Genomic DNA, 25,772 nt, shown 5'->3' with positions numbered 1-25,772 from the left:
CATAACTTACCAGTTGGCTACCGACTTGTTAAAGGCATCATTGATAATGCGCCGGTTGATTTCGCGGATCTTTGTCTGGTTGGCACTAATCTGCGAGGCGTCCTGGGTGCCGGGGAAGTCTTCGTAGCTCTGAAAGGTTTGCTCGAAGTCCTGCTTGGGGTCCAGGGTATTCGTGAATTTCACCCGCACCTGAATGGTGAGCCGGTTAATGCCCGCCTGGTCGCGGCCACCCTGGTTTTCGATGGCCGCCGGGGCCAGGTCGTAGGCAATAATGGCGCCTTCAAACTGCAGGTCGCCATCACGCGGGACTAGCTTCAGAGTAGTGTTGCGCTGGAAAAAGTCTTTGAAGTCCTCGGTAAACTGCTGAGAAAGCGCCGATGGGCCGTTAGGGGCGTTGTTGGGGAAGGTCTGGATGGACATCGTTTTGGCGGCGCCCGTGTTGGTACCCGTAAACGAGTAAATACCGCAGCCCGTGAGGGTGGCCGCCAGCACCAGCAGGCAGAGGGCGAGCAGCCGCTTATAGTTGTTCCAGATCATATTGCTTGAGCTTGCGGTACAGGGTGCGCTCGGAAATGCCCAGATCGTGAGCCGCGTACTTGCGCTTGTTGTTGTGCTTGCGCAACGCTTTAATAATCATTTCCTTTTCCTTAGCCTCCAGCGAAAGAGTTTCCTCTTCTGTTTCGTGCGAAATATCTTCCACGGGCTGTCCTTCCTCCTCGTACTCGATAGGCTCGGCCACGGAGGGCGTGAGGATGTACTCGGAGGCACTGCCTTCGGGGGCCGGGCGCAGAGGCCGGCCAGCCTCGTAGGGCACCGCGTTCAAGTTGCTGAACAAGTGACTGTTCTGGCGCAGCAATTCCTGAGTATCCTGGGGGCGTTGGCCGGCGGCCAGGTCCAGCACCAGCCGCTTTAGGTCGGTCATGTCGCGGCGCATATCAAACAGCACCTTGTAGAGTAAGTCGCGCTCCGAATAGGCGTTGCCGGCGCCATCGGTGGCCTGCCCGGCGGCGTGGGCCAGCATGGGCAGGCGGCTGCTTTGGTCGGCAGGCAGGTAGGTGCGCAGGCGGCGGGCATCCACCTCGCGGTCGGTTTCCAGCACCGACATCTGCTCGGCCACGTTCTTAAGCTGGCGGATGTTGCCGGGAAAGCGGAACCGCTGCAGCTCCTGTACTGCCTCGGGGTTGAGGCTAATGGGCTTTACGCGGTAGCGGTCGGCAAAATCCGTGGCAAACTTCCTGAATAGTAGGTAAATATCATCGCCGCGTTCACGCAGGGGTGGAACAGTAATCGGCACCGTATTAAGTCGGTAGTACAGGTCCTCACGGAAGCGGCCTTCGCGCACGGCGTCCAGCAGATTCACGTTGGTAGCGGCCACCACGCGCACGTCGGTCTTCTGCACTTTGCTGGAGCCCACCCGAATAAACTCCCCATTTTCGAGCACGCGCAGCAACCGGGCCTGGGTACCCAGGGGCATTTCCCCAATCTCATCGAGGAAAATGGTGCCGCCGTTGGTTACCTCGAAGTAGCCTTTGCGGGCTTCCTGGGCGCCGGTAAAGGAGCCTTTTTCGTGCCCGAATAGCTCCGAGTCGATGGTGCCTTCGGGAATGGCGCCGCAGTTGATGGCAATGAATTGTCCGTGCTTGCGCGGCGACAGGGCGTGAATAATCTTGGAAAACGACTCCTTACCGGAACCACTTTCGCCCGTAATCAGCACCGTCATGTCGGTAGGAGCCACCTGCGCTGCCACCTGAATGGCGTAGTTCAGCGTAGGCGCGTTGCCGATGATGCCGAAGCGTTGTTTGATACTCTGTATTTCGGAAGGTGTCAAGTCGGGGTAGGTTTTCGTGGGGTAGACGAAAATCGCAGCGGTTTATTTTGCAGCATCCACAAAGAATGCCGCCAGCTTAGGCACAGCGAAGCACCTTTGGTGGAATGGTACGAGGCGCTCCGCGCAGGCTAGCCGTTTGTTAAATGATTTCCCCCAGGAGGGCCGCGCCAGTCGTGCTAGTCACTAGTACGTTTACGTAGTCGCCTTTTTGGGCGGTGCCTTTGGGAAAGATAACCACCTGGTTCTGGCTATTGCGGCCGCTGAGCTGATCTTCGGAGCGCTTGGAGCGGCCTTCTACCAGCACCCGGTGTACGCGCCCCACCATGCGGGCGTAGCGGGCCCGGGCGTGCAACTGCTGGCGGTCAATAACCTCCTGCAGGCGACGCTTTTTCACGTCCAGGGGAATGTCATCTTCCAGCTTGCGGGCCGCCAAGGTGCCGGGCCGCTCCGAGTAGAAGAAGTTGTAGCCCATGTCGTACTGCACGAAGTCAATGAGACTCAGCGTGTCCTGGTGCTCCTCCTCGGTTTCGGAGCAGAAGCCCGAAATCATGTCGGTGCTGATGGCGCAGTCCTCGCCCAGAATGCGGCGGATGGCCTGCACCCGCTCCTCGTACCAGGGCCGGTCGTAGGTGCGGTTCATGAGCGCCAGCACGCGGGAGTTGCCGCTTTGAGCCGGCAGGTGAATGTACTTGCAGATGTTTTCGTGGCGGGCCATGGTGTGCAGCACCTCGTCCGTAATATCCTTTGGGTGCGAGGTAGAGAAGCGCACCCGCAGCTCGGGGCTGATGAGGGCCACGCGCTCCAGCAACTGAGCGAAGTTCACGTGCTCGGTGCCGTCGGCGCTGGCCCACTTGTAGGAGTCCACGTTCTGGCCCAGTAGGGTTACTTCCTTGTAGCCCTGGGCCACCAGGTCGCGGGCTTCCTGCACAATGCTGTGCGCGTCGCGGCTCCGCTCCCGGCCGCGGGTGAAGGGCACCACGCAGAAGGAGCACATGTTGTCGCAACCCCGCATGATGCTGATAAAAGCCGTGATGCCGTTGGAGTTCAGGCGTACGGGGGTGATATCGGCGTAGGTTTCCTCGCGGCTCAGCAGCACGTTCACGGCTTTCTGGCCACCATCTACCTGCTGAATGAGTTGGGGCAGGTCGCGGTAGGCGTCGGGGCCCACTACCAGGTCTACCAGTTTTTCTTCTTCCAGAAACTTGCTTTTCAGGCGCTCGGCCATGCAGCCCAGCACACCTACCAACATACCCGGGCTGCGCTTTTTGTAGCTGTTGATCTGGGAAAGGCGCATACGCACCGTCTGCTCGGCCTTTTCCCGGATGGAGCACGTGTTAAGCAGTACCAGGTCAGCACCTTCCAGCTCTTCGGTGGTATCAAAGCCCTGCTCAAAAAGAATGCTGGATACGATTTCGGAATCCGAGAAATTCATCTGGCAGCCGTAGCTCTCGATGTAGAGCTTGCGGGTACGGCCGGTGCGGGTGCTGGGGTTTACGCGCACGGCACCCGAGGGCTCGTGCGCGTGCGTGGTGGCCTCCACCGTGGGCGTGGGGAGGGTAGGCGTATCGAGGAAGTCTAAGGTAATCAGCGGTTGGGACATAGAAAATGCCTCGGAGGCGTCGGCTTCACAGTTCGGGGAAAGACAAAGGTAACGGTTATAGGTCTAAAATGACAGAATGGCAGAAAGCAATGCGAGAGTAAGTACAGGAGTGGGCAAGGAAGGTGTTAGCACCTGAAACCACGCATTCACGCACTTACTCGCTCACCGTGGCGCCCAGCACTTCCAGCACGGCCCGCGCCTTGAGCAGGCACTCCTCGTACTCGCGCTCCGCTACCGAATCGTAGGTAATAGCCGAGCCCACCTGCAGGCTCAGGTAGCCGGTGTCCTGCCGGTACTGCAGGCTGCGGATAACCACGTTAAAGTCAAAGTCGCCGGAGGGCCACACGTAGCCGATGCTGCCGCTGTAGAGGCCGCGCCGGGTGCGCTCATACTGCTCAATCAGCTGCATGGCCCGAATTTTCGGCGCCCCCGTCATCGAGCCCATGGGAAAAGATGCCCGCAGCACGTCCACCATACCCACGTCGGGGCGCAGCGCAGCCTGCACGGTCGAAATCATCTGCCAGACCTGGCGGAAGGGGTAGAGGCCAAACAGCTCGGGCACCTGCACAGTGCCCGTTTGAGCTACGCGGGCGAGGTCGTTGCGGACCAAGTCCACAATCATCAGGTTTTCGGCGCGCTCCTTCTCGTCGTGCAGCAGGCGCAGGCGCTGCTGCTCGTCCTCGGCCGCCGTGGTACCCCGCCGGATGGTGCCCTTGATGGGTTGCGAAAGGATGGTGGCGCCGCGGCGGGCCAGAAACCGCTCCGGCGAGGCGCACAGCAGGTAGTGGTGCCGGTGGCGAAAAAAACCGGCGAAGGGGGCGGGAGACGCGGCCTGCAAGTGCAGAAACACCTCGACGGGGTCTAGCACAACGGCCTCGGCGTACAACTCCTGGCAAAGATTCAATTCGTACACTTCCCCGTTGAGGATGTCTTCGCGCACGGCCTCTACGGTTCGCAGGTAGTCGGCTTTGGGCAGGCGGGCTCGTAGCAACGGTACCCGGACGGGTGGCACGGCTGGCACAGGAGTAGCTAGAATAGCGTCCAGCACGCCGGCCGTGTGCCCGTGGATTTCTACCCGCTCACTGTCCCAACGCAGCCAGGTTTGGGGCCGGAAGAAGTGCAGCACTGGCCAGTCCAGGCCCGAGAAGTTGGCGCTGGTCAGCTGCTCTATCTCGTTCTTTACCTCATAGGTCAGGAACCCAAAGCCGGGCGCGGCGCCTTCCCGCTGCTGCCAACTGCGCAACTCCGCCAAAGTACGCGGGGCATCGGGCGCTTCGGCGGCAACCCCCAGCAGCTGCTCAAACGGCCCGGCCGGATAGCTCAGCTTATTGGGCTCAAAATAGGCGCAGTGGGCAAAGCCAGCGGCCCAGCGCAGGGCGCGGGCGGTAAAGTCGAACGGGAGGGAGGCAAGCGGAAAGGAAAGCACGGCGCAAAAGTACGGCGGCGGAGCGAGGTGGCGAAGGTGGCGCGGTACCGGGTGGCCGCTGGGGCGGCCGCCAGTCGGGAGACTGGCTTCTATTCGCCGGCGGGCAGACGCACCCGCTGCGCGGACTAAATCTGCAGTCAGGATAGGTCAAGACCCGCCAGGGGCATTAGCGCCTTCGGGTCAGTCCAACTCCTGCAGGGCTACTTTGGCTTTGGCATCGGTGCTGTTTTTATACTCGTGCTTGGGATAGGCCAGCACTTTCTGGAAATAGTAGCGGGCCGTGCTTTTCTGGCCTTCGGCCTGGTACAGATAGCCCAGCTGCAGAGCCGACTGCGGGGCAAAGTAGTATGGTGCGTTGCCCGCTACAGCCATAGTTTGGCGGTAGAGCAGGCGGGCCGAGTCGAGGCGACCGAGGCCCTGCCAGGCGCGGGCCCGGCGGTAGGGCGCTTCGATTCGGTCACGCAGCAGAGTCCGGGGTGTTTCCTGGAAAGCATTCAGCGTGGAGAGAGCCTCCCGGTAATAGCCCCCATCAATCTGCAGCCGGGCCCGGGTCAGATGGGCATTCAGGGGCTGTTGGCCTTCGTAAAACCGCTGGGCATAGGTGTCTTCTTCCACTACGGTGCGCCCCGCCGTGGGTATCTGGCGGCGGTACAGTTCCGCGGCGGCGTTGTCGCCGCGCAGCCAGCAGGCCAGGTAGAGCTTGAAAGCGGCATCCTTACGGTAGTGCTGGCCCTGGAAGTCGCGCAGAAAAACCAGGTTCGCCCGCTCCGAGGCGGCATAATGCCCCTGGTACAGGTACAAGTCGGCGGCCATGTGGTGCAGGTATGCTACCGGCAGGTAGCCCGCCCCGGTGGGCCGCGCCCGGTAGGCGGCCAGGGCCGCTTCCGTGTGGTGCTGGCGCTTGTTGAGGCTAATGACCAAGTAGCTGAAGAGCAGGTTGTCGGGCTGACGTGCGGCCCAGCCCGTGGCCAGCTGCACCGCCTGTTCCTTTTTCTTGTAGTAGGTTTCCTCCACCAACGCCAGCATAATCTGGGCTTCCGGCTGGAAGTCGTTGGGTTGCTGGGCGGCCGCGCGCAGGTTCTGGAGCCCGGCCTCCACGCTGCCCGGCAGCCCCAGCAGCTTCAGAAACCAGCGGTAGCCCTCGGGCAGGGAGCCAATAAAGAACTGCATCATGCCCAGGGTCTTGCGGGCCGGCAGGTAGTTGGGGTAGCGCCGCACCACTTGGAGCATGCCGGCATACGCCTGGCGCATGCTCCAGGCGCCTTGCAGCTCGTGCTGAAAAGCAACCTGGGCGGCGGCTTGGTGCAAGCGGATTTCGGCGGCGGCATAGGCCCGTAGCGCGGTTTGCTCCGGCGACTTTTCCAGCTGGGCCAGCCGCTCGTCCTGGGCGTCAATAAGCGGCTCGTAGCGGCGGGCATCCTGCGTAATCATGAGCTCGGCGAAGTCAAGGCAGTCGGCTACCAGCAGGGTGCCGGCGCTGCCGGCCGCGCGCTGCTGCTCGGGCCGGAGCAGGGCCCGGGCCGGAGCAGTACGCAGTTTCAGCAGCTCGGCGTAGGCTTGCCGCGCCGCGGGGCTTAGCTGAAAGTTCAGGGAGCTAGCCGCGTTGCCTTCTTCGGGTGCGGGGATCTGCCGGGGGTGCGGGCGCGCCGTTAGCGTTCCTGTCGTCAGTGGCCACAGCAACGCCAGCAACCAAAGCAAGAGGCCCGGGCGCAGCTGGTAAGTCCGCAGGTTCAGGTGGATTCGGCCCATACAAGAAAAAAGGAACGGCGCAGGCCGTTCCTTTTCACATAGTCAGTAGCTCAACAGCAAAAGCTAAGCAATGCGCGCTTCCACATCGGCCAGTACGCGGCCGCAGTGCTCACACACGATAATTTTCTTGTGGGCAATGATGTCGGCCTGGCGCTGGGGGGGCACCGTGTTGAAGCAGCCACCGCAGGCGTCGCGCTTTACCGTCACCACGGCCAGGCCGTTGCGCACGTTGCCGCGGATGCGGGTGTAGGCCGTCAGCAGACGCTCCTCAATGGGCTTCACGGCCCCGGAGCGCTCATTCACCAGCACCTGCTCATCGGCTTCGCTCTCACCCACAATGGTTTGAAGCTCCAAGCGCTTGTTTTCCAGGTCCTTCTTGCGCTCTTCCAGGCGCTGCTTGGTGCCGGCAATGTCCTGGTTTTTCTGCTCGATGTGGTACTGGGCTTCCTTGATCTTCTTGTCAGAAATCTGGATTTCCAGGCGCTGCAGCTCGATTTCCTTGGCAATAGCCTCGTACTCGCGGTTGTTGCGCACGTTCTGCTGCTGGTCCTCATACTTCTTGATGAGGCCTTCGGCGTCCTTGGCGTTCTGCTTACGCTGCTTGATTTGTTCGTTGAGGCCCGAAATCTCCTCGTCGAACTTGCTTACGCGCACCTCGTAGCCCGCAATTTCGTCCTCCAGGTCACGCACCTCTTCGGGGAGGTCGCCCCGCACGCGCCGGATTTCGTCGAGCTGCGAATCGATGCGCTGCAGGTTCAGGAGGGCTTCCAGCTTACTGGCAACCGGGGTTTCCGTGGAAGGGTTAGCAATCATAACGGACAGGGTTGGTGAGAGTCTCAGCAATTAAGACCGCAAAAGTACTCCCAAAGTTGCCCATAAGCAAATCCCGGAAGATTTCCCCGGTAAACTGCTCACTCTCAAAATGGCCCACGTCGCAGAGCATCAGCCGGCCCTCGGCCCCAAAGTACTCGTGGTATTTCAGGTCGCCGGTTACGTACGCGTCGGCCCCGGCAGCGCGGGCATTGCCAATCAGAAAAGCGCCGGCACCGCCGCAAAGCGCCACTTTCCGGATGGGCTGCTCAAACGCGGTGTACTTAACCACGGGCACGCCCAGAGCGGTTTTCAGGCGCTGCCGGAACTCCGCCGGGCTTAGCGGCTCCGGCAGCTCGCCTACCATGCCCGATCCTACGTCCTGGTGCTGGTTTTCGAGCCGAATGATGTCGTAGGCAACTTCCTCGTAGGGGTGAGCCTGCCGCAACGCCCGCACCACCGCATTTTTCAGGTGCAACGGCAGCAGCACTTCTACCCGGTGCTCGGGTACTTCCTCCGGCTGACCCACCTGACCAATATGCGGGTGCGTACCAGTCCCCGGCGTGAAGGTGCCTGTGCCTTCCGTGCGGAAGCTGCACTCCGAGTAGGCGCCTACCTGGCCGGCTCCCGCCTGGTAAAGGGCCTGCAGCACGGCATCGGTGTGGGCAAGCGGCACGTAGGTGATAAGCTTAGCGAGCAGGCCGGGCTTGGGGTCGAGGATGCGCAGCTGCTGCAGGCCCAGCTTGTCGGCCAGCTTGCGGTTGACACCGTGCAGCACATTGTCGAGGTTGGTGTGGGCGGCGTACAGGGCAATATCGTGGCGGATGGCCAGCAGCAGGGTTTGCTCAACCTCCGTAGCTCCGGTCAGGCGCTTCAGGGGCTTGAAGATGAGTGGGTGGTGGGCTACCACCACGTTGCAGCCCCGGCGGCGGGCTTCCTCCACCACGGCGGGCGTGCAGTCCAGGGCAATCAGCACGCCCCGCACTTCCGCCGCCGGGTTGCCGCATTGCAGGCCCGCGTTGTCGTAGCTTTCCTGGTACGCCAGCGGGGCGGCCTGCTCCAGCACGCGCATAAGGTCTTGAAGGGTGGGCATTCTTTTAATTTGGCGAATGTGAGGAATGTGACAAATGTGGAAAATAAATCTGGCGCAGGGAGTCGTGAATTATTCTAACGGCTGGCCCGAAGAACTGCTGGGGCTTCCCTGCTCACAGGCGCACCTTGTCAAGGGTTGCGGCGTAGTGGGCTACGTTTTCGGCCAGCGCCCGGCGCTTATACTGCATCAGGTAGCGCGGGTGGTCGAGCACCTCAATGTGGTCAAACAGCTGTAGCTCCTGGTTCAGGCGATGCAGCAGCAGGGCGTTGCGCCGGCCCAGGCACACGGCCGCGTGGCGTGCTACGCCCACCTCGTGCACCAGCCGGTGTAGGGAGTCCCGCATGGCAGGCAGCAGGGCTGTTTGCAGGGCGGGGGCGTCGTAGTAGTTGTAGTTGAGGCCATTTTTCAGCAGTACCAGCGGATAAAGCGACCCAAGATAAAAGTCCTCGTAGAAAGCCGTCGGCCCGCCCATGGCCGCCACTACCTCATACACAAACTGGCTGGAAGGCTCCCGCCGGCGCGGTAGCTCGTTGGCAATGCCGCAGACATCCTGCAAAGCCACCGGGTCGGTGAAGGCCACGCCCGTGCGGCCGTTGCCCAGGCGGCCGGGGTTGATGCCGAGCAGGGCAATGCGTGGCCGGGGGCTGGCGTAAAAGCGGTGAGCAAACTGCGTGAGTAGCTCGCGGGGAACGGGCTCCTGGTAAGGGCTCAGGGCCTGCACGTCGCCGGGCAGGGTCTCAGGCAGCGGAAATTGGGTCAGAAACGGCAGCAGCCGGTCGGCAAACGACATACGCGGCGGAAGAAATGGCGGAAAGTAGCAGACGAAAACATCGGGTTTGGTTGCTCTTACGTTAGGAGCCTGCGCCGTTGGCAGCCCACAACCCCTTAATTTCGCCCCACTCAATTCTGTATTCCCCGCATGAACGCTCCGCTTACCCTGTTGCTGCTGCCACTAAGCTGGCTTTATGCCGCCGTGCTGGCAGTGCGCAATTGGCTGTATGATAGGGGGCTCAAGGCAGTAACACACTTCCCGGTTCCCGTTATCAGCGTAGGCAACCTGCGGGTGGGCGGCACGGGCAAAACCCCGCACGTGGCCTGGGTGGTGCACGAACTGCAGCTGGCCGGCCAGCTGCCAGCTATTCTTAGCCGGGGCTACGGCCGCCAGACAACCGGCTACGGGCGGGTGTCGGCCGCCGACTCCGCCGCAACGGTGGGCGACGAGCCGCTCCAGCACTTTCTCGACTTCAAGGCCGCCGTGCCCGTCGCCGTAGCCGAGGACCGCAGGGTGGGCATTCAACACCTGCTCCGCGACACCTCCGCTTCGGCGATAGTGCTGGATGATGCCTACCAGCACCGGCGGGTGCAGCCTACGCTGTCCATTTTGCTTACCGAGCACCAGCGCCCATTCTACCATGATTTCGTGCTGCCCGCGGGGCGGCTGCGCGAAAGCCGCCGTGGAGCCCGGCGGGCCGATGCCATTATCGTCACCAAGTGCCCGGCGGAGCTTGCCCTGGCTGAACAAGCCCAGATTCGGCGGTACATCCGGCGCTACAGCCGACCGGGCGTGCCCGTGCTGTTTTCCACTTATGCTTACGGGGTGCCGGTTGCTGTAGGCGCGGAGGGCGGGCCGGCCACCAAAAGCGGGGTGCTGCTGACGGGCATAGCCCAGCCCGGGCCCCTGCGGGCTCACCTGATGCAGGCCGGATATTTGCTTACGCACGAGGCCGCCTTTGCCGATCATCACCCCTTTACCGTGGCCGAAATTCAGGCGGTGTGTGCCCAACTCCGGCCCGGAGACAGCATCTTTACCACGCAGAAAGACGCCATGCGCCTGCGCGAGCCGGCCCTGCAGGCGGCTCTGGCAGGCGTGCCGGTGTTTTATATTCCCATTGAAGTCCGGTTCCTGGCCGATGGCGCCAGCCTTCTCCGGCAGTCACTGATGTCTACTTTTCAGCCCTACGCTGTTGTCTGATTTATTTGCTTTGTTTTCGTTGAGAAGGAAAGGCCTCTCCGCAACTCGTTGGTACGCCGGGCTGCTGGCCGTCCTGGTCGGGCTGGTACTGGGTGGGCCGGCGCACGCCCAAATCATCGACGACTCCACCAAAGTGTTGTACGGGCCCCTCACGACGCGCATCATCCGGGAACGGGACGTGCTGCGCGACCTGACCGAGGGCCAAACCGTGGACACCACCCTCACCACCTTTCATAACCTGCGCTACTGGCTGCCCGATTCGTCCTTTTACCAGGACCTGGGCAACCTGGGCACGGCCTCCCGCCGCTTGCTCTGGCAGATGCCCACCCAGATTGGGGCCCGGCTGGGGCGCAACGCCTTCGACCGGTACGCGCCCAATCCCGCCAACATCCCGTACTACGATACCCGCTCGCCGTTCACCTATTTTCGCTACCTGCAGAGCAACCTGGGGGAGCAGATCTTTGAGCTGACCCACAGCCGGAGCTTTAAAAAGCTGGCCAATGTGGGCATCACCTACAACCGCGTGGCCAGCAACAAGGTGCTGGCGTCTACACCCCGGCAGGGCATGGTGCGCCACTCCACCATCATGCTGTTTGGGCGCTACCAGTCCGAAGATGAGCGGTATCATTTGCTGGCCAACTACCTCATCACGCGGCACGAGGCAGTGGAGCAGGGCGGTATTAAGCCCCAGCCCGGCGACCCGGCTCGAAACCTGCCCCGGGATTCGACTTTAAGGCAGCTGTTTGACTACCAGCGGGAGGAAGTGTGGCTTTCCCAGGCGCTGAGCCGCGACAACCGCGACGATGTCCACTTGACGCAAACGTACCGCCTGCTTAGCAAAGGCCTCACGGCGTACCATACCCTGGACTACAACCGCCAGCGCGTCCGCTACGACGACGACGCCATTCCCTACGACAACGCGGGCAACATCCTGTACTACCCCCGGGCCCTGGCCAACCGCCAAACCCGCTACGACTCGACCGCTACCGGTGACAGCACCACGTACCGGCAACTCGACAACACAGTGGGAGTGTTGGGCCACACCGACGCCGTCGACTACCGCCTCTATGGCCGGTACCGTAATGCCCGCCTTGCTTCCCGCTCAATGGTGAACGAGGACGAATCGGAGCAAACCGGGGCTCGCACGCTCAACCAAGTGTTTCTGGGCGGCACGGCGGCCTTCCGTTACCGGCAGTTTGCCATCGAAACGGCCGGCGAGTACAAGTTGGCCGACGAGTACTGGGTGCGGGCGTCGGCTACGCTGGGGCCGCTCACGGCTGAGATTTCCAGCATTTCGTACGCGCCCACGCTCACCCAACAACAGCTGAGCGGCAACCACTACGCCTGGGACCATGTCACAGAAGGCAACACCTTCCGCAATACCAAAGCAAACCAGTTACTGGTTCGGGCTGAGCAGAAGCTAGGTTCTCAACACATTTGGGCAGAAGGTGCCATCGTAGACCTCACCGATCTGGTTTTCTACAACGAGGCCGCGGTACCTGAGCAGTTGCAAGAAGCCCGCCGCCTGTTTATTGGCCGGCTGCGCCACCACGTGCGCCTGGGCAAGTTCCGCGCCGACCACGAAGCCACTTTGACCGGGGGCGGCGACCAGCCTGGCTTACGCATTCCGGCCCTGGTAGCCAACAGCCGCATTGCTTACCAGGGCTACTTGTTCAAGAAAGCCCTGTTTGGCCAGGTCGGACTGGAAACGTACTTCCAGTCGCGGTGGCGGCCCTACGACTACAGCCCCAGCACCCAGCAGTTCTACGTGCAGAACACGTTCACTTCCCGCAGCTACCCGCTCATGGATGTGTTTGTGAGCGGCGACATCAAGGCTGTGACGTTCTTCCTGAAACTAGCTTACCTCAACCAGGGACTGTACCGCAACGGCTACTTCGCCACGCCTTACTACACGGGAAACCCGCGAAGCTTTCAGTTTGGGCTGCGCTGGAACTTCTTTGATTAATAACTTAGCCTGTAGCCTGTTTAGCATGGGTAGTTTCAGGCAGTACTTGAAGCGTTATGACAGACTTTTCGGCGACGCAGCCTTCCCTGGAAGAAGCGCAGAAACGGGAGAAAACCATCCTGAAGCTGAAACTCAATACCGACCCGCGCTGGGTGGATATTGCTAGTAAGAACATCGAAGACATTCTCGTCGACCACGCCTACTGCGAGCAGAAGGCCGCCAGCACGGGCATCAGCCTGATTGTGAAGTACCCGGAGAAAACCCGGCTCGTGGATGAGCTGACCGAGCTGGTGGCCGAGGAGTGGGCCCACTTCGAGCGGGTACTGCAGGAGCTGCGCAAGCGGGGCCACCAGCTGGGTCGCCCCCGCCGCGACGAGTACGTGGTACAGCTGATGGCCCACGTGCGCAAAGGCGGAGCCCGCGAGCGGCAGCTGATGGATCAGCTACTGGTGTCGGCCCTGATTGAAGCCCGCAGCTGTGAGCGGTTCAAGCTGCTCTGGAAGCACATTCCCGACCCCGAGCTCAGCAAGTTTTACTACGAGCTGATGGTGTCGGAAGCGGGCCATTTTGTGGCGTACGTGGACCTGGCCAAGGAATACTGCGACGCCCGCGAGGTAGACGCCCGCCTGCAGGAACTGCTCCAGATTGAAGGCGAAATCGTCACCAGCCTGCCCGTGCGCGACGACCGGATGCACTAGCCGCCGCGCAACAGGCCGCTTATAAGAGGGGCGCCGTTCCGGAGTTCAAAACCCCGGGCGGTACCGACAGCTCGCCGGTGTGCGGGTCGATGATGCCGTTACGCTCGTCCTCAATGTTGGTGGCCTGGGTGTACACGTCGCCGGCAATGGGGCGGCTGCGAAGCTCCCGCTTAAACTGGCGAATGCGCTCCGTGCGCTCTTCTCCCGCCGCAGGTCCGCCGTAATCCGCAAACCCAAAACCGCCCCATTCACTCACGATGAGGGGCTTCTGGCGCCGGTAAAAGAACGGGTCACCCACCACCAAAGGAAAGGCAGCGGTGCCCACCATTTCGCCCTGCACTAGCCGGTCCAGCAACTCCTGCCAGCGGGGCAAATCGGGCGTGTAGAGGTGAGCGGTGAGCAAATCGGATTTCAGGCGGCCTTCGTGGGAAATATGTTGCCACCCGTCGTTGTCTACCACCAGGAATTGCGGGTGCTCAATCTGCATGTAGTGATACATGTCGATGATGTAGCGGCGGGTTTCGGGGTTGGTGGCAATATCCTGGCAGCCCCAGTCTTCATTGTAGAGGCTCCAGATAACCACGGAGGGGTGCGACTGGATAAGGGCCAGCATGCGGAGGAGTTCGGCCCGGTGGTTTTCGCGGCTGCGGGGAGTAGAGGAGTGGGGGCTGGGCACTTCCACCCAGAGCAGCAGCCCCAGTTCGTCGGCCAGGTTGTAAATGCGTGGGTCGATGCCCGCAATGTGAACCCGCACCAAGTTACAGCCCAGCTCGCGCATGGCGTGCATGTGGCGCCGCATTTCCTCGTAGGTAGCGGTACCGGGCTGGTACAGAATACCATCCAAGTAGATGGGCTCGTTGTTGAGGTACACGTACCGGCCGCGCGACTCTACCTTTCGCAAACCAAAATGGGTTTCAATCTGCGCATCGTAGCCGTCGGCATCGATGAGGTGGGCTACTAGCCGATACAGGTTAGGGGAGCCCGGGGCCCACAGCTTGGCATCCGGAATTTCCAGAATTACGCGTTGCTGCCGCTGCCCGGCTTCCAGCTTTAAAGAGAAATCTGAAGTAGCCAGGGGCTGGGGCGAAACACTGTCGGTGGCGAATACCTGCAGCCGCAGCGTGTACACGCCCGGGTCGTGCACCCGGGTGGTGATGTTGAAGCGGACGAGGTGGTCCTCAATGACGCTCTCAACGCCCACGCGGGAACGGAGGCGGTTGCGCTCTACCATTTCCAGCCACACACTGCGCACAGCCCCGGTTTGAGTCTGGTACCAGATGCCGCCCCGCTTGTACACGTGCGACTCCTGCTTGCCCCGGGGCGTTTCGGCATCCATCGTGTCAGCAATGCGGACGGTGAGTCGGTTGACGGGCCGTAGCTGCTCGGCGCGCAATTCAAAAGAAAAGGACGTATACTCGCCGTAGTGCACATCTTCGCCCTCAATCGTGCGCAGTTGATGCCCATTCAGCCACACATGGGTTTCGTAGCCGCAGGCCCCGAATGTAAGCTGAAACAGGCTGTGTTCGTCGCCGCGCTCGGGCAGGGCAAATTCCCGCTCGTACCAGGCTACCACCTTATCCTGCCACCGGGAGGGCTGGCCCTGCACCTTGATTTGCTCCATATGCTCTTCAATAGAGCCAGGCCAGTTGGTGGTGTGCTGGTACTGGTGGCTCACGTACCAAGCATCGCGCAGGCCAATGTCCTCGGGGTCTAGGGCAAAACTCCATTCGCCATCGAGAAGCAGGTAGTTGTTGGAGCGAAGTACAGCTCGTGGGAGAGGGTTGGCAGAGCGTAAGTCACCTTTGGTAGCAGAGAAGCCGTAGTTGGTTTGCCCGGAAGTCATAAGGTCAGCAGTAGGTCAGCGCTTACAAACGTGGATTTTACCCTCACGGATATCCTAACCCGGGAGTTTTGTACCGAATCAATTGCCCGAGAGTAATAGGAAAACTATGGTGGAAGCCTGGACCAAGGAAAGCCAGTGCCTGCCAGCGCAGGCGGGGCCAAGGCTAACGCGCTGTCCGTTAGATAAGTTAGAGTAACAGGGCCGCCGAATTAGATTGAACAGCAGGCGTGACTGGTGAGTCCAGCAAGCAAGAGAGAAGCCCCACAGCCGGGACGCGCAGCTTCCGTTGCCACTTGAAAAATCGTTTGTCCGGAACCTGCTCTCAGCAACTCCTGGCGCTTTTTGGGATGACCCAATTTGCCTACAGCTGATCAGGTTTTTTGCTTTTTCTTCTTAGCAGCAGGAAATAGCACGTTATTGAGAATGAGGCGGTAGCCGGGGGAGTTGGGATGGAGCGAAAGGTCGGTAGGCTCTTCCTCTACCAGGTGTTGGTAGTCCTCGGGGTCGTGGCCCCCATAGAACGTCCAGGTGCCCTTGCCCAAAGTACCGTGCATGTAGCGCACCTCGCCCGAGGCCTTGTTGTCGCCCATCACCACCACATCGGACTTAATAAGCTGCTTGCGGAAAGCTGTGGTCTGACCCATGAAGCCTTTGATGGTTTTCTCGTGGTCCTGGGTGAGCATGGTGGGCACCGGGTCGTACTTAGCCGAGAAAGTAAACAGCTGGAAATAGTCATTGTCTTCGTACACGCCGCGCTCCTGGGGCTGCATGTCGATGTTGCTGTACTCGTACTGGTACGGGTCGCGTACCAGCTGGAAGTCCTTGAAAGCCAGGGTGCGGTTGAAGTTGAGCTTGCTCTGGGCCTGGGGGTCGGCCGGGTCGCCGTCGTACATGCTTTCCACCATATCAATGCCCAGGCCGGCCAGGGCAATGTCGTAAGTATCGGTAGCCCCGCACATGGCAAACATAAAGCCGCCGCCCGCCACAAACTCCTGCATGCGTGTTACCACGGCGCCCTTCATCTGGCTGACCTTGGCAAAGCCGTTGCGCTTGGCCGCCGCCTCCGAGTCGCGCTGCTGCTGCTGGTACCAGGGGCGGTTGCGGTAGGAGGCGTAGAACTTGCCGTACTCGCCCGTAAAGTCCTCGTGGTGAATGTGCAGCCAGTCGTACTTGGGCAGGTCGCCGTGCAGCACCTCGTCGTCGTAGATTTGGGTGTAGGGAATTTCGGCGTAGGTAAGCACCATGGTCACGGCATCATCCCAGGGCTGCTTACCCTTGGGCGTGTATACCGCAATCTTGGGTACCTTTTCCAGCTTCATGATGTCCATGTTGGCGTTGGGGTCGGCAATTTCCTGCAGGATGATGCCGTACTGGGCCGCCGAAATCACCTGAAAGCTCACACCCCGCACGGCCAGCTCATTTTCCAGGCCGGGCACGTTGTCGCAGGCAAAAGCGCCCCCGCGGTAGTTCAGCAGCCAATCTACCTCTACCTGCTTGGTAAGCAGCCAGAACGCAATGCCGTAGGCTTTCAGGTGCTCTTTCTGGACCTGGTCCATTGGGATGAGCACGTGGTTGGCCCGGGCTGCCAGTGGCAGCAGGCTCAGGAACAGGCCCGCAAACAGAAAAAACAACTTCCGCATCATGCACGATAACCGTAAAAAACCGAGGTAAGCAAATGTACCAAAACCCGCGGGAGTTAGCCTGAAAGCGGCTACCTTGCAGCGCCCACAGCGCACCATTACCTGGGATTTTGGCCATGCATCTGCTAGAAAACATTCGGGAGGCGTTCCGTTCCATTCACAGCAATCTGCTGCGGACGGTGCTCACGGCGCTTATCGTAAGTATCGGAATTATGGCGCTGGTGGGCATCCTCACGGCCATTGATGCCATGAAGAATTCCCTGAACCAGACCTTTGCCAGCCTGGGAGCCAACTCCTTTGAAATGACGGCCAAAGGGTACAATAACCGCTTCCGGCGCGGGGGGCGGCAGGAGCGAACCTACCCGCCCATCAGCTACCTGCAGGCCCAGCAGTACAAAGAGCAACTCGGCGACGATGCCAAAGTTGGGCTGTCGGCCTTTATTGCGGGGGCGGCCGAGGTGAAGGCCAACGGCAAGAAAACCAACCCCAACATGAACGTGGTGGCCGGGGACGAGAACTACCTACTCATCCAGAACTACAATCTGGGCAGCGGCCGGGGCTTTTCCCAAACCGAGCTGGATAACGGGGCCAACGTGGCTATTGTGGGTACGGAAATCAAAGACAAGCTATTCCCTCAGCAGAACCCCATCAACCAATACGTGTACTTTCTCGGCCGCCGGTTTCAGGTAGTGGGCGTATTCGAGAAAAGCGGGCCCACCATGGGCGGGGGCGGCTCCGACCGCACCATTCTCATTCCGCTGGAAACCGGCAACCAGATGCCCCGGCAGCAGGCCCTCACCTACGACGTGAAAACGGCAGTGCAGCAGCCCGAAAATCTGACCTACGTTACGGGCCAGGCTACCGGCATTATGCGCGCCGTGCGCCACGACCAGCTGGGCCAGGAAGATTCCTTTGACCTGGAGCGCTCCGACTCTCTGGCCGCTAAGCTTGATGAGTTGTCTGGCGGGATGAAAATCGGCGGTTTCCTAGTGGGCTTTATTACTTTGCTCGGGGCCAGCATTGCCCTTATGAACATCATGATGGTGTCGGTGACGGAGCGCACCCGCGAAATCGGTATTCGAAAAGCACTGGGTGCTACCGCCCTGCAGATCCGCCAGCAGTTCCTCATCGAGGCCATTGTTATCTGCATAATGGGCGGCTCCTTCGGCATTCTGCTGGGGGTGGGTATGGGCAACGGGGTTTCGCTTTTTGTGGGCAGTGGCGGCTTCGTGGTGCCCTGGCTCTGGATGACGTTGGGTTTGATTATCTGCGTAACCGTAGGGCTGGCATCAGGCTACTACCCGGCCAGCAAAGCCGCCGCCCTCGACCCCATTGAGAGTCTGCGCTACGAGTAGCCGCCCGATGGCGTAGTAGTTGGTAGGCAACAGCCGGGCCTATGTTTAGCTGTGCAACAGCGCAGCTGGAAGAAGGAGCAAGTTTACTGGCCGGCCGAAACGGGACTACCGCAACCAGCCGGCAGCGGCGCCGGGGGCCGGGCAGGCTGGCGTAGCGTTACCGGCCTTGGTAGAGTACCTGCTGCCATCCTAGATCAAGTAAAGATACGCCCGCGCTTCGGAGGCAAGCCAGGCAACAACTGCTCAAGCGGGATGGTTGAACGGCATAGCCCAGGCCAATAGATTCAGTACTCACAGTTGCTACAAGCTGCTCCGCCAGTTCAGAAAAAAGCAAGCGGAAGCGGCCGTAAAGTGAGCCAGATACTTCTGCGGCGCAAGCTCGGCGTCAGCTTTTCAATTTGTACTCTGAGTGAGTATTGAAGCAAACAGGTCGGCCTTTTTTCCAGTAACTCCGCTTAGCGGGTGTAGGCTAGAAGCAGAACCGGGGAGGCTGGTTGCAGGCACCGACGCATCACCGCAATGGCAAGCAGTAACCCTGCTTGCCATTGCGGTGATGCGACTATGACGCTGCCAGGCCCAAGCGTACTTGTTGCCCGTGCCCTACCTGCGAGGTTTTATCAGCCACCTTCAGGCACCTCGTTCACTTTCTGCCCGGGAGAGAATACCTACAACCGTTTTATCAGTGCGAAGCCGGGATCAGTCGGCTGCTACCAGCTAAAGCCTACCAACTCCAAAGTGAAAACTTTATCGGGAGTGTTTGAAAGTTTTATATACATTTGCTATTAAATCATTTGGGTATATGCAAAATACGGAAACAGTTGGACAGCGCTTCGTCTCGCTTATTGCTCATTTGGGAATAAGCAAGAATGCCTTTGCTACTTCCTTGGATAAGACGGCTACGGTTATTCAACACCTTGTAGATGAGCGTAATAAGCCTGGTTTTGACCTTTTGTGCAAGGTATTCGAAGTATATCCAAATGTTTCTAAAGACTGGCTGCTGCAGGGCATTGGGCCTATGCTCAATAGCGAGGCGTATGCTTCAAATGGGCAAGCAGTGGATATGAGTAAGGTCAAGCCAGAGCCAGCTTCACTTTCAGAAGATGAGCAGGTTGATGATCCGGCCGCTTACGCCAGCTCCGTAGAGCTACCGGCTGACACAAGCAGGCAGTCGGCTCCGGAATCTGGACAGGCATTCAAAAACCTGGTGTCGGAAGCCCCCGCCACGGCGGCCCCGGTTCCTGCAGTGGCCCCAGTGGCTGCCCCCAGCCTTACGCCTCCGGCCCCCGCCCCGGCACCAGCCGATGGCTGGCAGTCGGCTCTGTACACGCAACAGATGGCCCATCAATTGGCCCTGGCCGAGCTGCGCAATCAGCATCTGCAGGAGCAGCAGCGCATGATGCAGCAAATGCTGGACCTAATGCAGCGCCAGCTACGGTAATGCCTCCTCAAGGGTAAGACCCAACAAGCAAAAGCGGCCCGATACTTTATCGGGCCGCTTTTGCTTGTTGGTAAGAATTGGAGGCTAATGGTGTAATACTTCGAACCCAACTTCTTCCGCTTCCATCAGGTTCTGCGGGTTCACGGCGGTAAGGCGCAGGCGTTTCAGCTCACCCACCAGCAACGGGTCATACTTGGCTGTGACGCGAATGTAATTGGGGGTGAAGCCTTCCATCTGCCCATTCGTCACGTCATCCTCAAACAAAACCTGGGTTTCCTGGCCGAGGTGCTGCTCGTAGAAAAAGCGCTTTTTCTTTTCCGAGAGGCCGCGCAGCTGGGTGGTGCGGTCGTGGCGGAGCCGGTCGTGCACGCGGCCGGGCAGGGTTGGGGCCAGGGTGTTTTCGCGCTCCGAGTACGGAAATACGTGCAGGTAGCTCACGTCCAGCTCGTTGAGAAACTGGTAGGTTTCCAGAAAATCGGCCTCCGTTTCGCCGGGAAAGCCCACGATAACGTCGACGCCAATGCAGGCGTGAGGCATTACTTCCTTAATCAACGCTACCCGCTCCTGGTACAGCTCCCGGCGGTAGCGCCGACGCATCAGCCCCAGAATCTTGTTGGAGCCTGACTGGAGCGGGATATGGAAGTGGGGCATAAACCGCTTCGACTGCGCCACGAAGCGGATAATCTCGTCGGAGAGCAGGTTCGGTTCGCAACTGCTGATCCGGAACCGCTCGATGCCGGAAACCTCATCAAGGGCGCGAACCAAGTCATAGAAGTCTTCCTTCCGTTCCCGCTCAGGGCCTTGGAGGCCAAAGTCGCCGAGGTTTACGCCCGTGAGTACAATTTCCTTTACCCCCGTTTCGGCCAACTGCTGCACGCGCTCTACCACGCTTTGCACCGAGTGCGAGCGGCTTTTTCCCCGCGCCAGCGGAATAGTGCAAAACGAGCAGGAGTAGTCGCAACCATCCTGCACCTTCAGGAAGGTGCGGGTACGGTCGCCGAAAGAGTGGGCGGCGTGAAACTCGGTGGCTTCAGAAATGGGGGAAGCAAACACCTGCCCGGGTTGCCCCGGGGCGGGCTTGCGGAAGCCTGCCAGCGTTTCCACCAGCTGAAATTTCTCGGCGGCCCCCAACACAGCATGCACTCCGGGAATCCCGGCAATTTCCTGAGGCTTGAGCTGGGCGTAGCAGCCCACAATGGCCACGAAGGCCTCCGGGTTGTGCTTGAGGGCTTCTTTCACCACCTTGCGGCACTTGCGGTCGGCATGGTCGGTTACCGAGCACGTGTTGATAACGTAGATATCAGCCGCGTCTTCGAAAGAGGTTTTTACGAAGCCATGCTCCTCAAACTGCCGGCCAATGGCGGACGTTTCGGAGAAGTTGAGCTTGCAGCCCAGCGTATAAAAGGCAACTTTTCTGGTTTCCATAAGCAAGGCCGCAAAGATACGGCGACTTGCCGGTTGTTGCACGCTAAGCCAGTAAAGCATCCGCACTTAACTGGGCCAAGGTTTCATTAAAAAGGGAGTAACGGGAATGACCCAGCCTTAGGAGCCTGGCTCACGCCCTGGACCAGCAGGGTGGGAAACCCTGCGAAATTTTACTTAGCCTATGGCAGTAGTCAGCGGTAGGCGCTTATTCCGCTGGGAGGTGGAGTTTGTCCTGCAGGGCTTGCATCAAACCCGCCAAATCCAAGGCTTGCAACTCGGGGGCGGCAAGCAGCAGTTGCCAGGAACCAGCTACAGGTCGGCGGAAAACGGCCGGCAACGCAACAGCTGCCAGCTCCGGAAATTGCCGCGGAAGCTCATTACGGTGCAAGAAAGTGGTGCGGGCGGGCAGCTGGCGCAGGAACTCCCGCCACTCGGGGCGCATGCTGGTAGCGCCGTAGGTGAGGGCGCACAGGGAGCAGGCATACGTGCCGGGTGATACGACCTTATGAACCGCATCCAGTAGGCCATTCAGCAGCCCGGCATCCGCGTTGTACACAAAGAGCAGCTCGGGCTGGGGCTGGGCCATACGGGGGAAGTTATTTGCGCAGAAAATCCTCGAAAGAAACCTGCTGGTACGCCTTACCCACTTGCAGCTGAGCGGCCGGGACGCCGGGGCTGCGGGAAATTACTTGCCGGGCCGCGTTGTCAAAGGTAACGGCCCCGCGGGGAGTAACCAGGCCAAAACCATCGGTGAAGCAGTAAAACGCAAAGGCTGAGGCGGAGTCAGCGGCCAGGATATTTCGGCTGAAAGGATACGCGGCCGTCGGCAGCGCCAGCTGAGCCAGCAGGGTGGCCGCTACATCTGTCTGCGACCCCAGCGTGGCCACAACCTGCCCCCGGGCCTCGGCCCGCAGGGCGCCCCCGGTTAGGATAAGCGGTATTCGGAACTTGGCCGGGGCGTAATTTGGCGTGCCGCCCGGCAACGGATGCCCGTGGTCGGCTACCAGTACAACTAAGGTGTTGGCCCACCAGGGCTGCTCCTGGGCTGCCCGTAAAAACTGCCCCAGCGCATGGTCCGTGTAATACACCGAGTTGCGGAAGCGAGTGGTTTCGTCGGACCCCCGAAACCGGGTAGCCATGGGCACATCAAAAGGCTCATGGCTGCTCAGCGTAAAAGCCGTGACGAAAAAGGGCTGACGTTGGGCTGGCAGCTCACTCAGCATCCGGCGGAACAGCACGTGGTCGTGGGCGCCCCACTTCGAGTTTTGCTCGGCGGCCCGAAAGTCGCTGCGCTCCGTGAGCTGGTTGTAGCCGGCTGCTACGAGGTAGCTTTTCATATTGGCAAACGCTAGCTCGCCGCCGTGGTAGTACCGGGAAGAGTAACCGACAGCCGCCAGGGAGCGGGCCAGGTGGGGCAGCCGCTCCGTTTTGCGCGGGTACTTGATAATGCTGGTAGTGGGCTGGTTAGGATACCCGCTGAGCAGGGCCACGAGGCCCTTCTGGCTTCGGTCGCCGGCCGCGTACACGTTGGAAAACAACACCCCCGTGCGGGCCAGGCTATCCAGGGTAGGGGTAGTGCCCGCCTGCCCGCCCAAGCTGCCTACCCACTTACTGGTAAAGCTTTCCAGAATGATGAACAGTACGTTGGGCCGGGGTGTGGTCAAGAGCTGCTGCGGTGCTGCCTGCGGGCGGCCGGCCGGGTAGAGCTGGCTGACCAAGCGGGTGGCGGTGCTGTCGGGTAGGTAGGGGTAGGGGTTTACCGTGCTGTTCTGCTGCAGTAGGGAGTTCATCACGTTCCAGGCCATATTCACCGCCGCGTGGTTGGCGAAGGGCACCGGCGAAAAGTATACGTCGCTCTGGTTGACGGGAATTTGCTGCACCCCGCCCCGTAGCGGCACCACTGCCAGGGCTAGGTACAGCACACTCACTGCGAGGGCCCGCCAGCGGCCGAAAGCAACCGGGGTGGCCGGGAGCCGGCCAATCAGCCGCTGGTAAAGCCCCCAGCTGCCGGCCAGCAGGCCTGCCCACAACGCTAGCAGCAGGGCCCAGGGGGCCGCACCCGCCGAGGCCGCCATTTCGGCGGGCGTATTCAGATACTGTAGCGGGGTAGCATCCAGGCGGAAGCCCCAGACCTGGTACAGCTCCAGGTCCGCTATAGTCAGCGTCGTCACCACCAGCACCGCCACGCTCGTTATATAGCGCAGGAGGGGCTGCAGCGGAAAGCGCGGTCCGGCCAGACTGTCGACTAAGAAAAGCAGAAAGGCAGGTAAACACAGATAAGCCGCAGCGGAGGCATCCAGCCGCAGTCCATACCAAAAAATGTTGGCTACCGTAGCTGCTGACAAAGGGGCCACCAGCCGGAATTGGTAAGCCAGAAACAGCAGTTTGGCCAGGAAGAAAAAACAAAGCCAGAACAGGAAGTAGCGCGGCTGAAACGCAAAGCGGTTTTTCACGCCCCAAAAGTAACACCCCAGGCCCGGGAGTTGCGCCGCGGGCTCACTAGTGCTGAATTTGCAAATGCCTATGCTTTCTTAATCAAGAAGTCGGGAGGGGTTGCTTTTTGACTGGTTAAATCGGAGATTGGTATTGGTTTTTGAGGGGTATGCGAGAAAAAACAAATGATTTTTACACAAATGCCTTAAATTTTGAAAGGGTATTTGGAAAAGAGAAAGCCAGTCATCTACATTTGCCTTCATACATCATAGCCTCCACGTAACTACTGTATGGCCATTCTCAGATTTAAAGCTCTTGAATTAGTCGACCAGCGCAAGACGGTCGAGGTGGTTTCCTCCGGTGAGCGTCGCTCCGACTCGTTCGGCAAGAACGTGTTCAACCTCGACGCCATGCGGGCGACTATGCCGGGAGAGTACTTCAAGAAATTACAATCAGCCATTAAGCAGGGAGCCCCCGTGGAGCGCTCCGTGGCCGACGCCGTAGCCTCAGCCATGAAAACCTGGGCCATGGCCAAAGGTGCTACCCACTACACGCACTGGTTCCAGCCCCTGACCGGCGCCACCGCCGAAAAGCACGACTCGTTCTTTGACCTGAACTCCGACGGCCGGCCCGTAGAAAACTTCAAAGGCTCGGCACTGGTGCAGCAGGAGCCCGATGCTTCCTCGTTCCCGAACGGCGGCATCCGCAACACCTTTGAGGCCCGCGGCTACACCGCCTGGGACCCCACCTCGCCCGCCTTTATCCTGGAAACGGCCGGTGCCAAGACGCTGTGCATTCCCACCATCTTCGTAGCCTACACCGGCGAGGCTCTCGACTACAAAGCCCCGCTGCTGAAGTCGCTGGCTTCTTTGGAAAAGGCCGCCGTGGATGTGTGCCAGTACTTCGACAAAGACGTACAGCGCGTAAACACCACGCTGGGTATCGAGCAGGAGTATTTCCTGGTTGACAAAGCCCTGCACACGGCCCGCCCCGACCTGGTAATGACCGGTCGCACGGTGTTCGGCCACTCGCCGGCTAAAGGCCAGCAGCTGGAAGACCACTATTTCGGCTCCATTCCGCCCCGGGTGCACGCTTTTATGCTGGACTACGAAGAGGAAGCCAACAAGCTGGGCATTCCGCTGCGTACCCGCCACAATGAAGTAGCCCCGCACCAGTTTGAGTGCGCGCCCACCTTCGAAGATGCCAACCTGGCCATCGACCACAACCAGCTCCTGATGGACCTGATGGACAAGGTGGCCGAGAAGCACAATTTCAAAGTGCTGCTGCACGAGAAGCCTTTCGCGGGCGTAAACGGCTCGGGCAAGCACAACAACTGGGCTATGAGCACCGATACCGGTGTGAACCTGCTCGCTCCCGGCAAGCGGCCCAAGGAAAACCTGCAGTTCCTGGCGTTCTTCATCACCACCATTAAGGCGGTGCATACGTACGGCGACCTGCTGCGCGCTTCCATTGCCTCGGCTTCCAACGACCACCGCCTGGGGGCTAACGAAGCCCCGCCGGCTATCATGTCGGTATTCGTAGGCTCGATGCTGGACTCGGTGCTGGACGAACTGGAGCGAACCGCCAAAGTGCCCCTGGACAAGGGCGACAACATCTACCTCAAGCTGGGCATCGATAAGATTCCCGCTATCCTCCTCGACAATACGGACCGTAACCGCACCTCGCCGTTTGCCTTCACCGGCAACAAGTTCGAGCTGCGCGCCGTGGGCTCTTCGGCTAACTGCTCTTCGGCCATGACGGTGCTCAACGCCATTGTAGCCGAGCAGCTGATTGACTTCAAAACGAAAGTGGATGCGCTGATCGAGCAGGGCAAGAAAAAAGAAGTGGCCATCGTAGAGGTGCTGCGCGAGTACGTTATCAGCTCCAAGGACATCCGCTTCGAGGGCAATGGCTACTCCGATGAGTGGAAGGAAGAGGCCGCCCGTCGGGGTCTGGCCAACATCCCCACTACGCCCCACGCCCTGGATGCGCTGGTGACGGAAGAGGCAGCGGCCCTGTTTGAGCGTCACGGCATCTTCTCGCAGGTAGAGCTGCACGCCCGCCACGAGATTCTGCTGGAGGACTACATGAAGAAAATCCAGATCGAAAGTCGCGTAATGGGTGACCTCGCCGTGAACCATATCATCCCCACGGCGGTTGCATACCAGACCAAGCTGGTGAACAACGTGCGCGGCCTGCGCGAGCTGGGCCTCGACGACGACACGGCTCAGGTAACCGTAGATACGATCAAAGCTATTTCACGACACATCAACACCATCAAAACCCAAGTGGAGCAGATGATTGATGCCCGTAAAGTGGCCAACAAAATTGAAGACACGCGCGAGCGGGCTATTGCCTACTGCGACACTGTCAAATCACATTTCGACACCATCCGCCGCTCCGTGGATAAGCTGGAGCTGATGGTGGCCGATGAGGACTGGCCCCTGGTAAAGTACCGCGAACTGTTGTTCCGGCACTAGAGTCCAGCGCCAGAAT

The 25,772-nt window shown here is 60.1% G+C and carries 19 protein-coding genes; 6 read left to right on the top strand and 13 right to left on the bottom strand.

Going from position 1 to position 25,772, the window contains the following annotated elements:
* Positions 1–6: 6 nt before the first annotated feature.
* The 8 genes from HER32_RS01530 to HER32_RS01495 all read right to left on the bottom strand — a co-directional run bounded on the left by HER32_RS01530 (position 7) and on the right by HER32_RS01495 (position 9,296).
* Entirely contained in the window at positions 7–537 is a 531-nt protein-coding gene (locus HER32_RS01530) for an LptE family protein (RefSeq protein ID WP_149072329.1), read from the bottom strand.
* Complete coding sequence (locus HER32_RS01525; RefSeq protein ID WP_168679975.1) at positions 518–1,828, bottom strand: sigma-54 interaction domain-containing protein; 1,311 nt, start codon at positions 1,826–1,828, stop codon at positions 518–520. The genes HER32_RS01530 and HER32_RS01525 overlap by 20 nt, the downstream gene beginning before the upstream one ends.
* A 139-nt stretch (positions 1,829–1,967) precedes the next feature.
* On the bottom strand, positions 1,968–3,428 hold the full coding sequence (gene miaB, locus HER32_RS01520; RefSeq protein ID WP_168679973.1) for a tRNA (N6-isopentenyl adenosine(37)-C2)-methylthiotransferase MiaB: 1,461 nt from the start codon (positions 3,426–3,428) through the stop codon (positions 1,968–1,970).
* 154 nt (positions 3,429–3,582) lie between these two features.
* Positions 3,583–4,854, bottom strand: a complete 1,272-nt coding sequence (locus HER32_RS01515; RefSeq protein WP_168679971.1) for an anthranilate synthase component I family protein — start codon at positions 4,852–4,854, stop codon at positions 3,583–3,585.
* Between the two features lie 180 nt (positions 4,855–5,034).
* Positions 5,035–6,603, bottom strand: coding sequence for a tetratricopeptide repeat protein (locus tag HER32_RS01510; protein ID WP_168679969.1), 1,569 nt, complete (start codon positions 6,601–6,603; stop codon positions 5,035–5,037).
* A gap of 63 nt (positions 6,604–6,666) precedes the next feature.
* A complete protein-coding gene (locus HER32_RS01505; RefSeq protein WP_149072334.1) occupies positions 6,667–7,416 on the bottom strand; it encodes a zinc ribbon domain-containing protein in 750 nt (249 codons plus the stop codon).
* On the bottom strand, positions 7,406–8,506 hold the full coding sequence (locus HER32_RS01500; RefSeq protein WP_168679967.1) for a Nif3-like dinuclear metal center hexameric protein: 1,101 nt from the start codon (positions 8,504–8,506) through the stop codon (positions 7,406–7,408). The genes HER32_RS01505 and HER32_RS01500 overlap by 11 nt, the downstream gene beginning before the upstream one ends.
* Positions 8,507–8,618: 112 nt before the next feature.
* Complete coding sequence (locus HER32_RS01495; protein ID WP_168679958.1) at positions 8,619–9,296, bottom strand: uracil-DNA glycosylase family protein; 678 nt, start codon at positions 9,294–9,296, stop codon at positions 8,619–8,621.
* A 129-nt stretch (positions 9,297–9,425) separates the two neighbouring features.
* On the opposite strand from HER32_RS01495, the gene lpxK reads away from it, so the two are divergent.
* The 3 genes from lpxK to HER32_RS01480 are packed head-to-tail and all read left to right on the top strand — an operon-like array spanning position 9,426 to position 13,142.
* A complete protein-coding gene (lpxK, locus tag HER32_RS01490) occupies positions 9,426–10,478 on the top strand; it encodes a tetraacyldisaccharide 4'-kinase (RefSeq protein WP_168679956.1) in 1,053 nt (350 codons plus the stop codon).
* Positions 10,471–12,444: a putative porin gene (locus tag HER32_RS01485; protein ID WP_168679954.1), complete on the top strand. Its 1,974-nt coding sequence runs from the start codon at positions 10,471–10,473 to the stop codon at positions 12,442–12,444. Before lpxK ends, HER32_RS01485 begins: the two co-directional genes overlap by 8 nt.
* Before the next feature lie 56 nt (positions 12,445–12,500).
* Positions 12,501–13,142, top strand: a complete 642-nt coding sequence (locus HER32_RS01480) for a tRNA-(ms[2]io[6]A)-hydroxylase (protein WP_149072338.1) — start codon at positions 12,501–12,503, stop codon at positions 13,140–13,142.
* Positions 13,143–13,161: 19 nt separating this feature from the next.
* Here the strand turns inward: HER32_RS01480 and HER32_RS01475 are convergent, their stop codons facing one another.
* Together HER32_RS01475 and HER32_RS01470 are read right to left on the bottom strand one after the other, a co-directional pair.
* Positions 13,162–14,985, bottom strand: coding sequence for a glycoside hydrolase family 2 protein (locus HER32_RS01475; protein ID WP_168679953.1), 1,824 nt, complete (start codon positions 14,983–14,985; stop codon positions 13,162–13,164).
* A gap of 371 nt (positions 14,986–15,356) precedes the next feature.
* Positions 15,357–16,628, bottom strand: coding sequence for an asparagine synthetase B (locus tag HER32_RS01470; protein WP_410503888.1), 1,272 nt, complete (start codon positions 16,626–16,628; stop codon positions 15,357–15,359).
* A 113-nt stretch (positions 16,629–16,741) separates the two neighbouring features.
* Here HER32_RS01470 and HER32_RS01465 point away from each other — a divergent pair, with 113 nt between their 5' ends.
* Together HER32_RS01465 and HER32_RS01460 are read left to right on the top strand one after the other, a co-directional pair.
* Positions 16,742–17,980, top strand: a complete 1,239-nt coding sequence (locus HER32_RS01465; RefSeq protein ID WP_168679951.1) for an ABC transporter permease — start codon at positions 16,742–16,744, stop codon at positions 17,978–17,980.
* 1,060 nt (positions 17,981–19,040) lie between these two features.
* A complete protein-coding gene (locus HER32_RS01460) occupies positions 19,041–19,418 on the top strand; it encodes a hypothetical protein (RefSeq protein WP_168679479.1) in 378 nt (125 codons plus the stop codon).
* Positions 19,419–19,502: 84 nt separating this feature from the next.
* Here the strand turns inward: HER32_RS01460 and mtaB are convergent, their stop codons facing one another.
* The 3 genes from mtaB to HER32_RS01445 all read right to left on the bottom strand — a co-directional run bounded on the left by mtaB (position 19,503) and on the right by HER32_RS01445 (position 23,296).
* Positions 19,503–20,843: a tRNA (N(6)-L-threonylcarbamoyladenosine(37)-C(2))-methylthiotransferase MtaB gene (gene mtaB, locus HER32_RS01455; RefSeq protein WP_149072343.1), complete on the bottom strand. Its 1,341-nt coding sequence runs from the start codon at positions 20,841–20,843 to the stop codon at positions 19,503–19,505.
* Between the two features lie 205 nt (positions 20,844–21,048).
* Positions 21,049–21,429: a hypothetical protein gene (locus tag HER32_RS01450; protein ID WP_168679949.1), complete on the bottom strand. Its 381-nt coding sequence runs from the start codon at positions 21,427–21,429 to the stop codon at positions 21,049–21,051.
* A gap of 10 nt (positions 21,430–21,439) precedes the next feature.
* Entirely contained in the window at positions 21,440–23,296 is a 1,857-nt protein-coding gene (locus HER32_RS01445; protein WP_168679947.1) for an LTA synthase family protein, read from the bottom strand.
* Between the two features lie 270 nt (positions 23,297–23,566).
* Here HER32_RS01445 and HER32_RS01440 point away from each other — a divergent pair, with 270 nt between their 5' ends.
* A complete protein-coding gene (locus tag HER32_RS01440; protein ID WP_149072621.1) occupies positions 23,567–25,756 on the top strand; it encodes a glutamine synthetase III in 2,190 nt (729 codons plus the stop codon).
* The last annotated feature ends 16 nt before the right edge of the window (positions 25,757–25,772 follow it).

Origin of the sequence: Hymenobacter sp. BT18, from assembly GCF_012273015.1 — a bacterium.
In the GTDB taxonomy this organism is placed as follows: domain Bacteria; phylum Bacteroidota; class Bacteroidia; order Cytophagales; family Hymenobacteraceae; genus Hymenobacter; species Hymenobacter lutimineralis.
The sequence above is the reverse complement of the archived record's forward strand: the minus strand, read 5'-3'. Positions and strand labels throughout refer to the sequence as shown.

What these genes read in the sequence shown, in the direction of transcription:
- HER32_RS01530 (WP_149072329.1), bottom strand. Translation starts at nt 537, where the DNA reads ATGATCTGGAACAACTATAAGCGGCTGCTCGCCCTCTGCCTGCTGGTG.
- miaB (WP_168679973.1), bottom strand. Translation starts at nt 3,428, where the DNA reads ATGTCCCAACCGCTGATTACCTTAGACTTCCTCGATACGCCTACCCTC.
- HER32_RS01510 (WP_168679969.1), bottom strand. Translation starts at nt 6,603, where the DNA reads ATGGGCCGAATCCACCTGAACCTGCGGACTTACCAGCTGCGCCCGGGC.
- HER32_RS01505 (WP_149072334.1), bottom strand. Translation starts at nt 7,416, where the DNA reads ATGATTGCTAACCCTTCCACGGAAACCCCGGTTGCCAGTAAGCTGGAA.
- HER32_RS01500 (WP_168679967.1), bottom strand. Translation starts at nt 8,506, where the DNA reads ATGCCCACCCTTCAAGACCTTATGCGCGTGCTGGAGCAGGCCGCCCCG.
- HER32_RS01495 (WP_168679958.1), bottom strand. Translation starts at nt 9,296, where the DNA reads ATGTCGTTTGCCGACCGGCTGCTGCCGTTTCTGACCCAATTTCCGCTG.
- lpxK (WP_168679956.1), top strand. Translation starts at nt 9,426, where the DNA reads ATGAACGCTCCGCTTACCCTGTTGCTGCTGCCACTAAGCTGGCTTTAT.
- HER32_RS01480 (WP_149072338.1), top strand. Translation starts at nt 12,501, where the DNA reads ATGACAGACTTTTCGGCGACGCAGCCTTCCCTGGAAGAAGCGCAGAAA.
- HER32_RS01475 (WP_168679953.1), bottom strand. Translation starts at nt 14,985, where the DNA reads ATGACTTCCGGGCAAACCAACTACGGCTTCTCTGCTACCAAAGGTGAC.
- HER32_RS01470 (WP_410503888.1), bottom strand. Translation starts at nt 16,628, where the DNA reads ATGATGCGGAAGTTGTTTTTTCTGTTTGCGGGCCTGTTCCTGAGCCTG.
- HER32_RS01465 (WP_168679951.1), top strand. Translation starts at nt 16,742, where the DNA reads ATGCATCTGCTAGAAAACATTCGGGAGGCGTTCCGTTCCATTCACAGC.
- HER32_RS01460 (WP_168679479.1), top strand. Translation starts at nt 19,041, where the DNA reads ATGAGTAAGGTCAAGCCAGAGCCAGCTTCACTTTCAGAAGATGAGCAG.
- mtaB (WP_149072343.1), bottom strand. Translation starts at nt 20,843, where the DNA reads ATGGAAACCAGAAAAGTTGCCTTTTATACGCTGGGCTGCAAGCTCAAC.
- HER32_RS01450 (WP_168679949.1), bottom strand. Translation starts at nt 21,429, where the DNA reads ATGGCCCAGCCCCAGCCCGAGCTGCTCTTTGTGTACAACGCGGATGCC.
- HER32_RS01440 (WP_149072621.1), top strand. Translation starts at nt 23,567, where the DNA reads ATGGCCATTCTCAGATTTAAAGCTCTTGAATTAGTCGACCAGCGCAAG.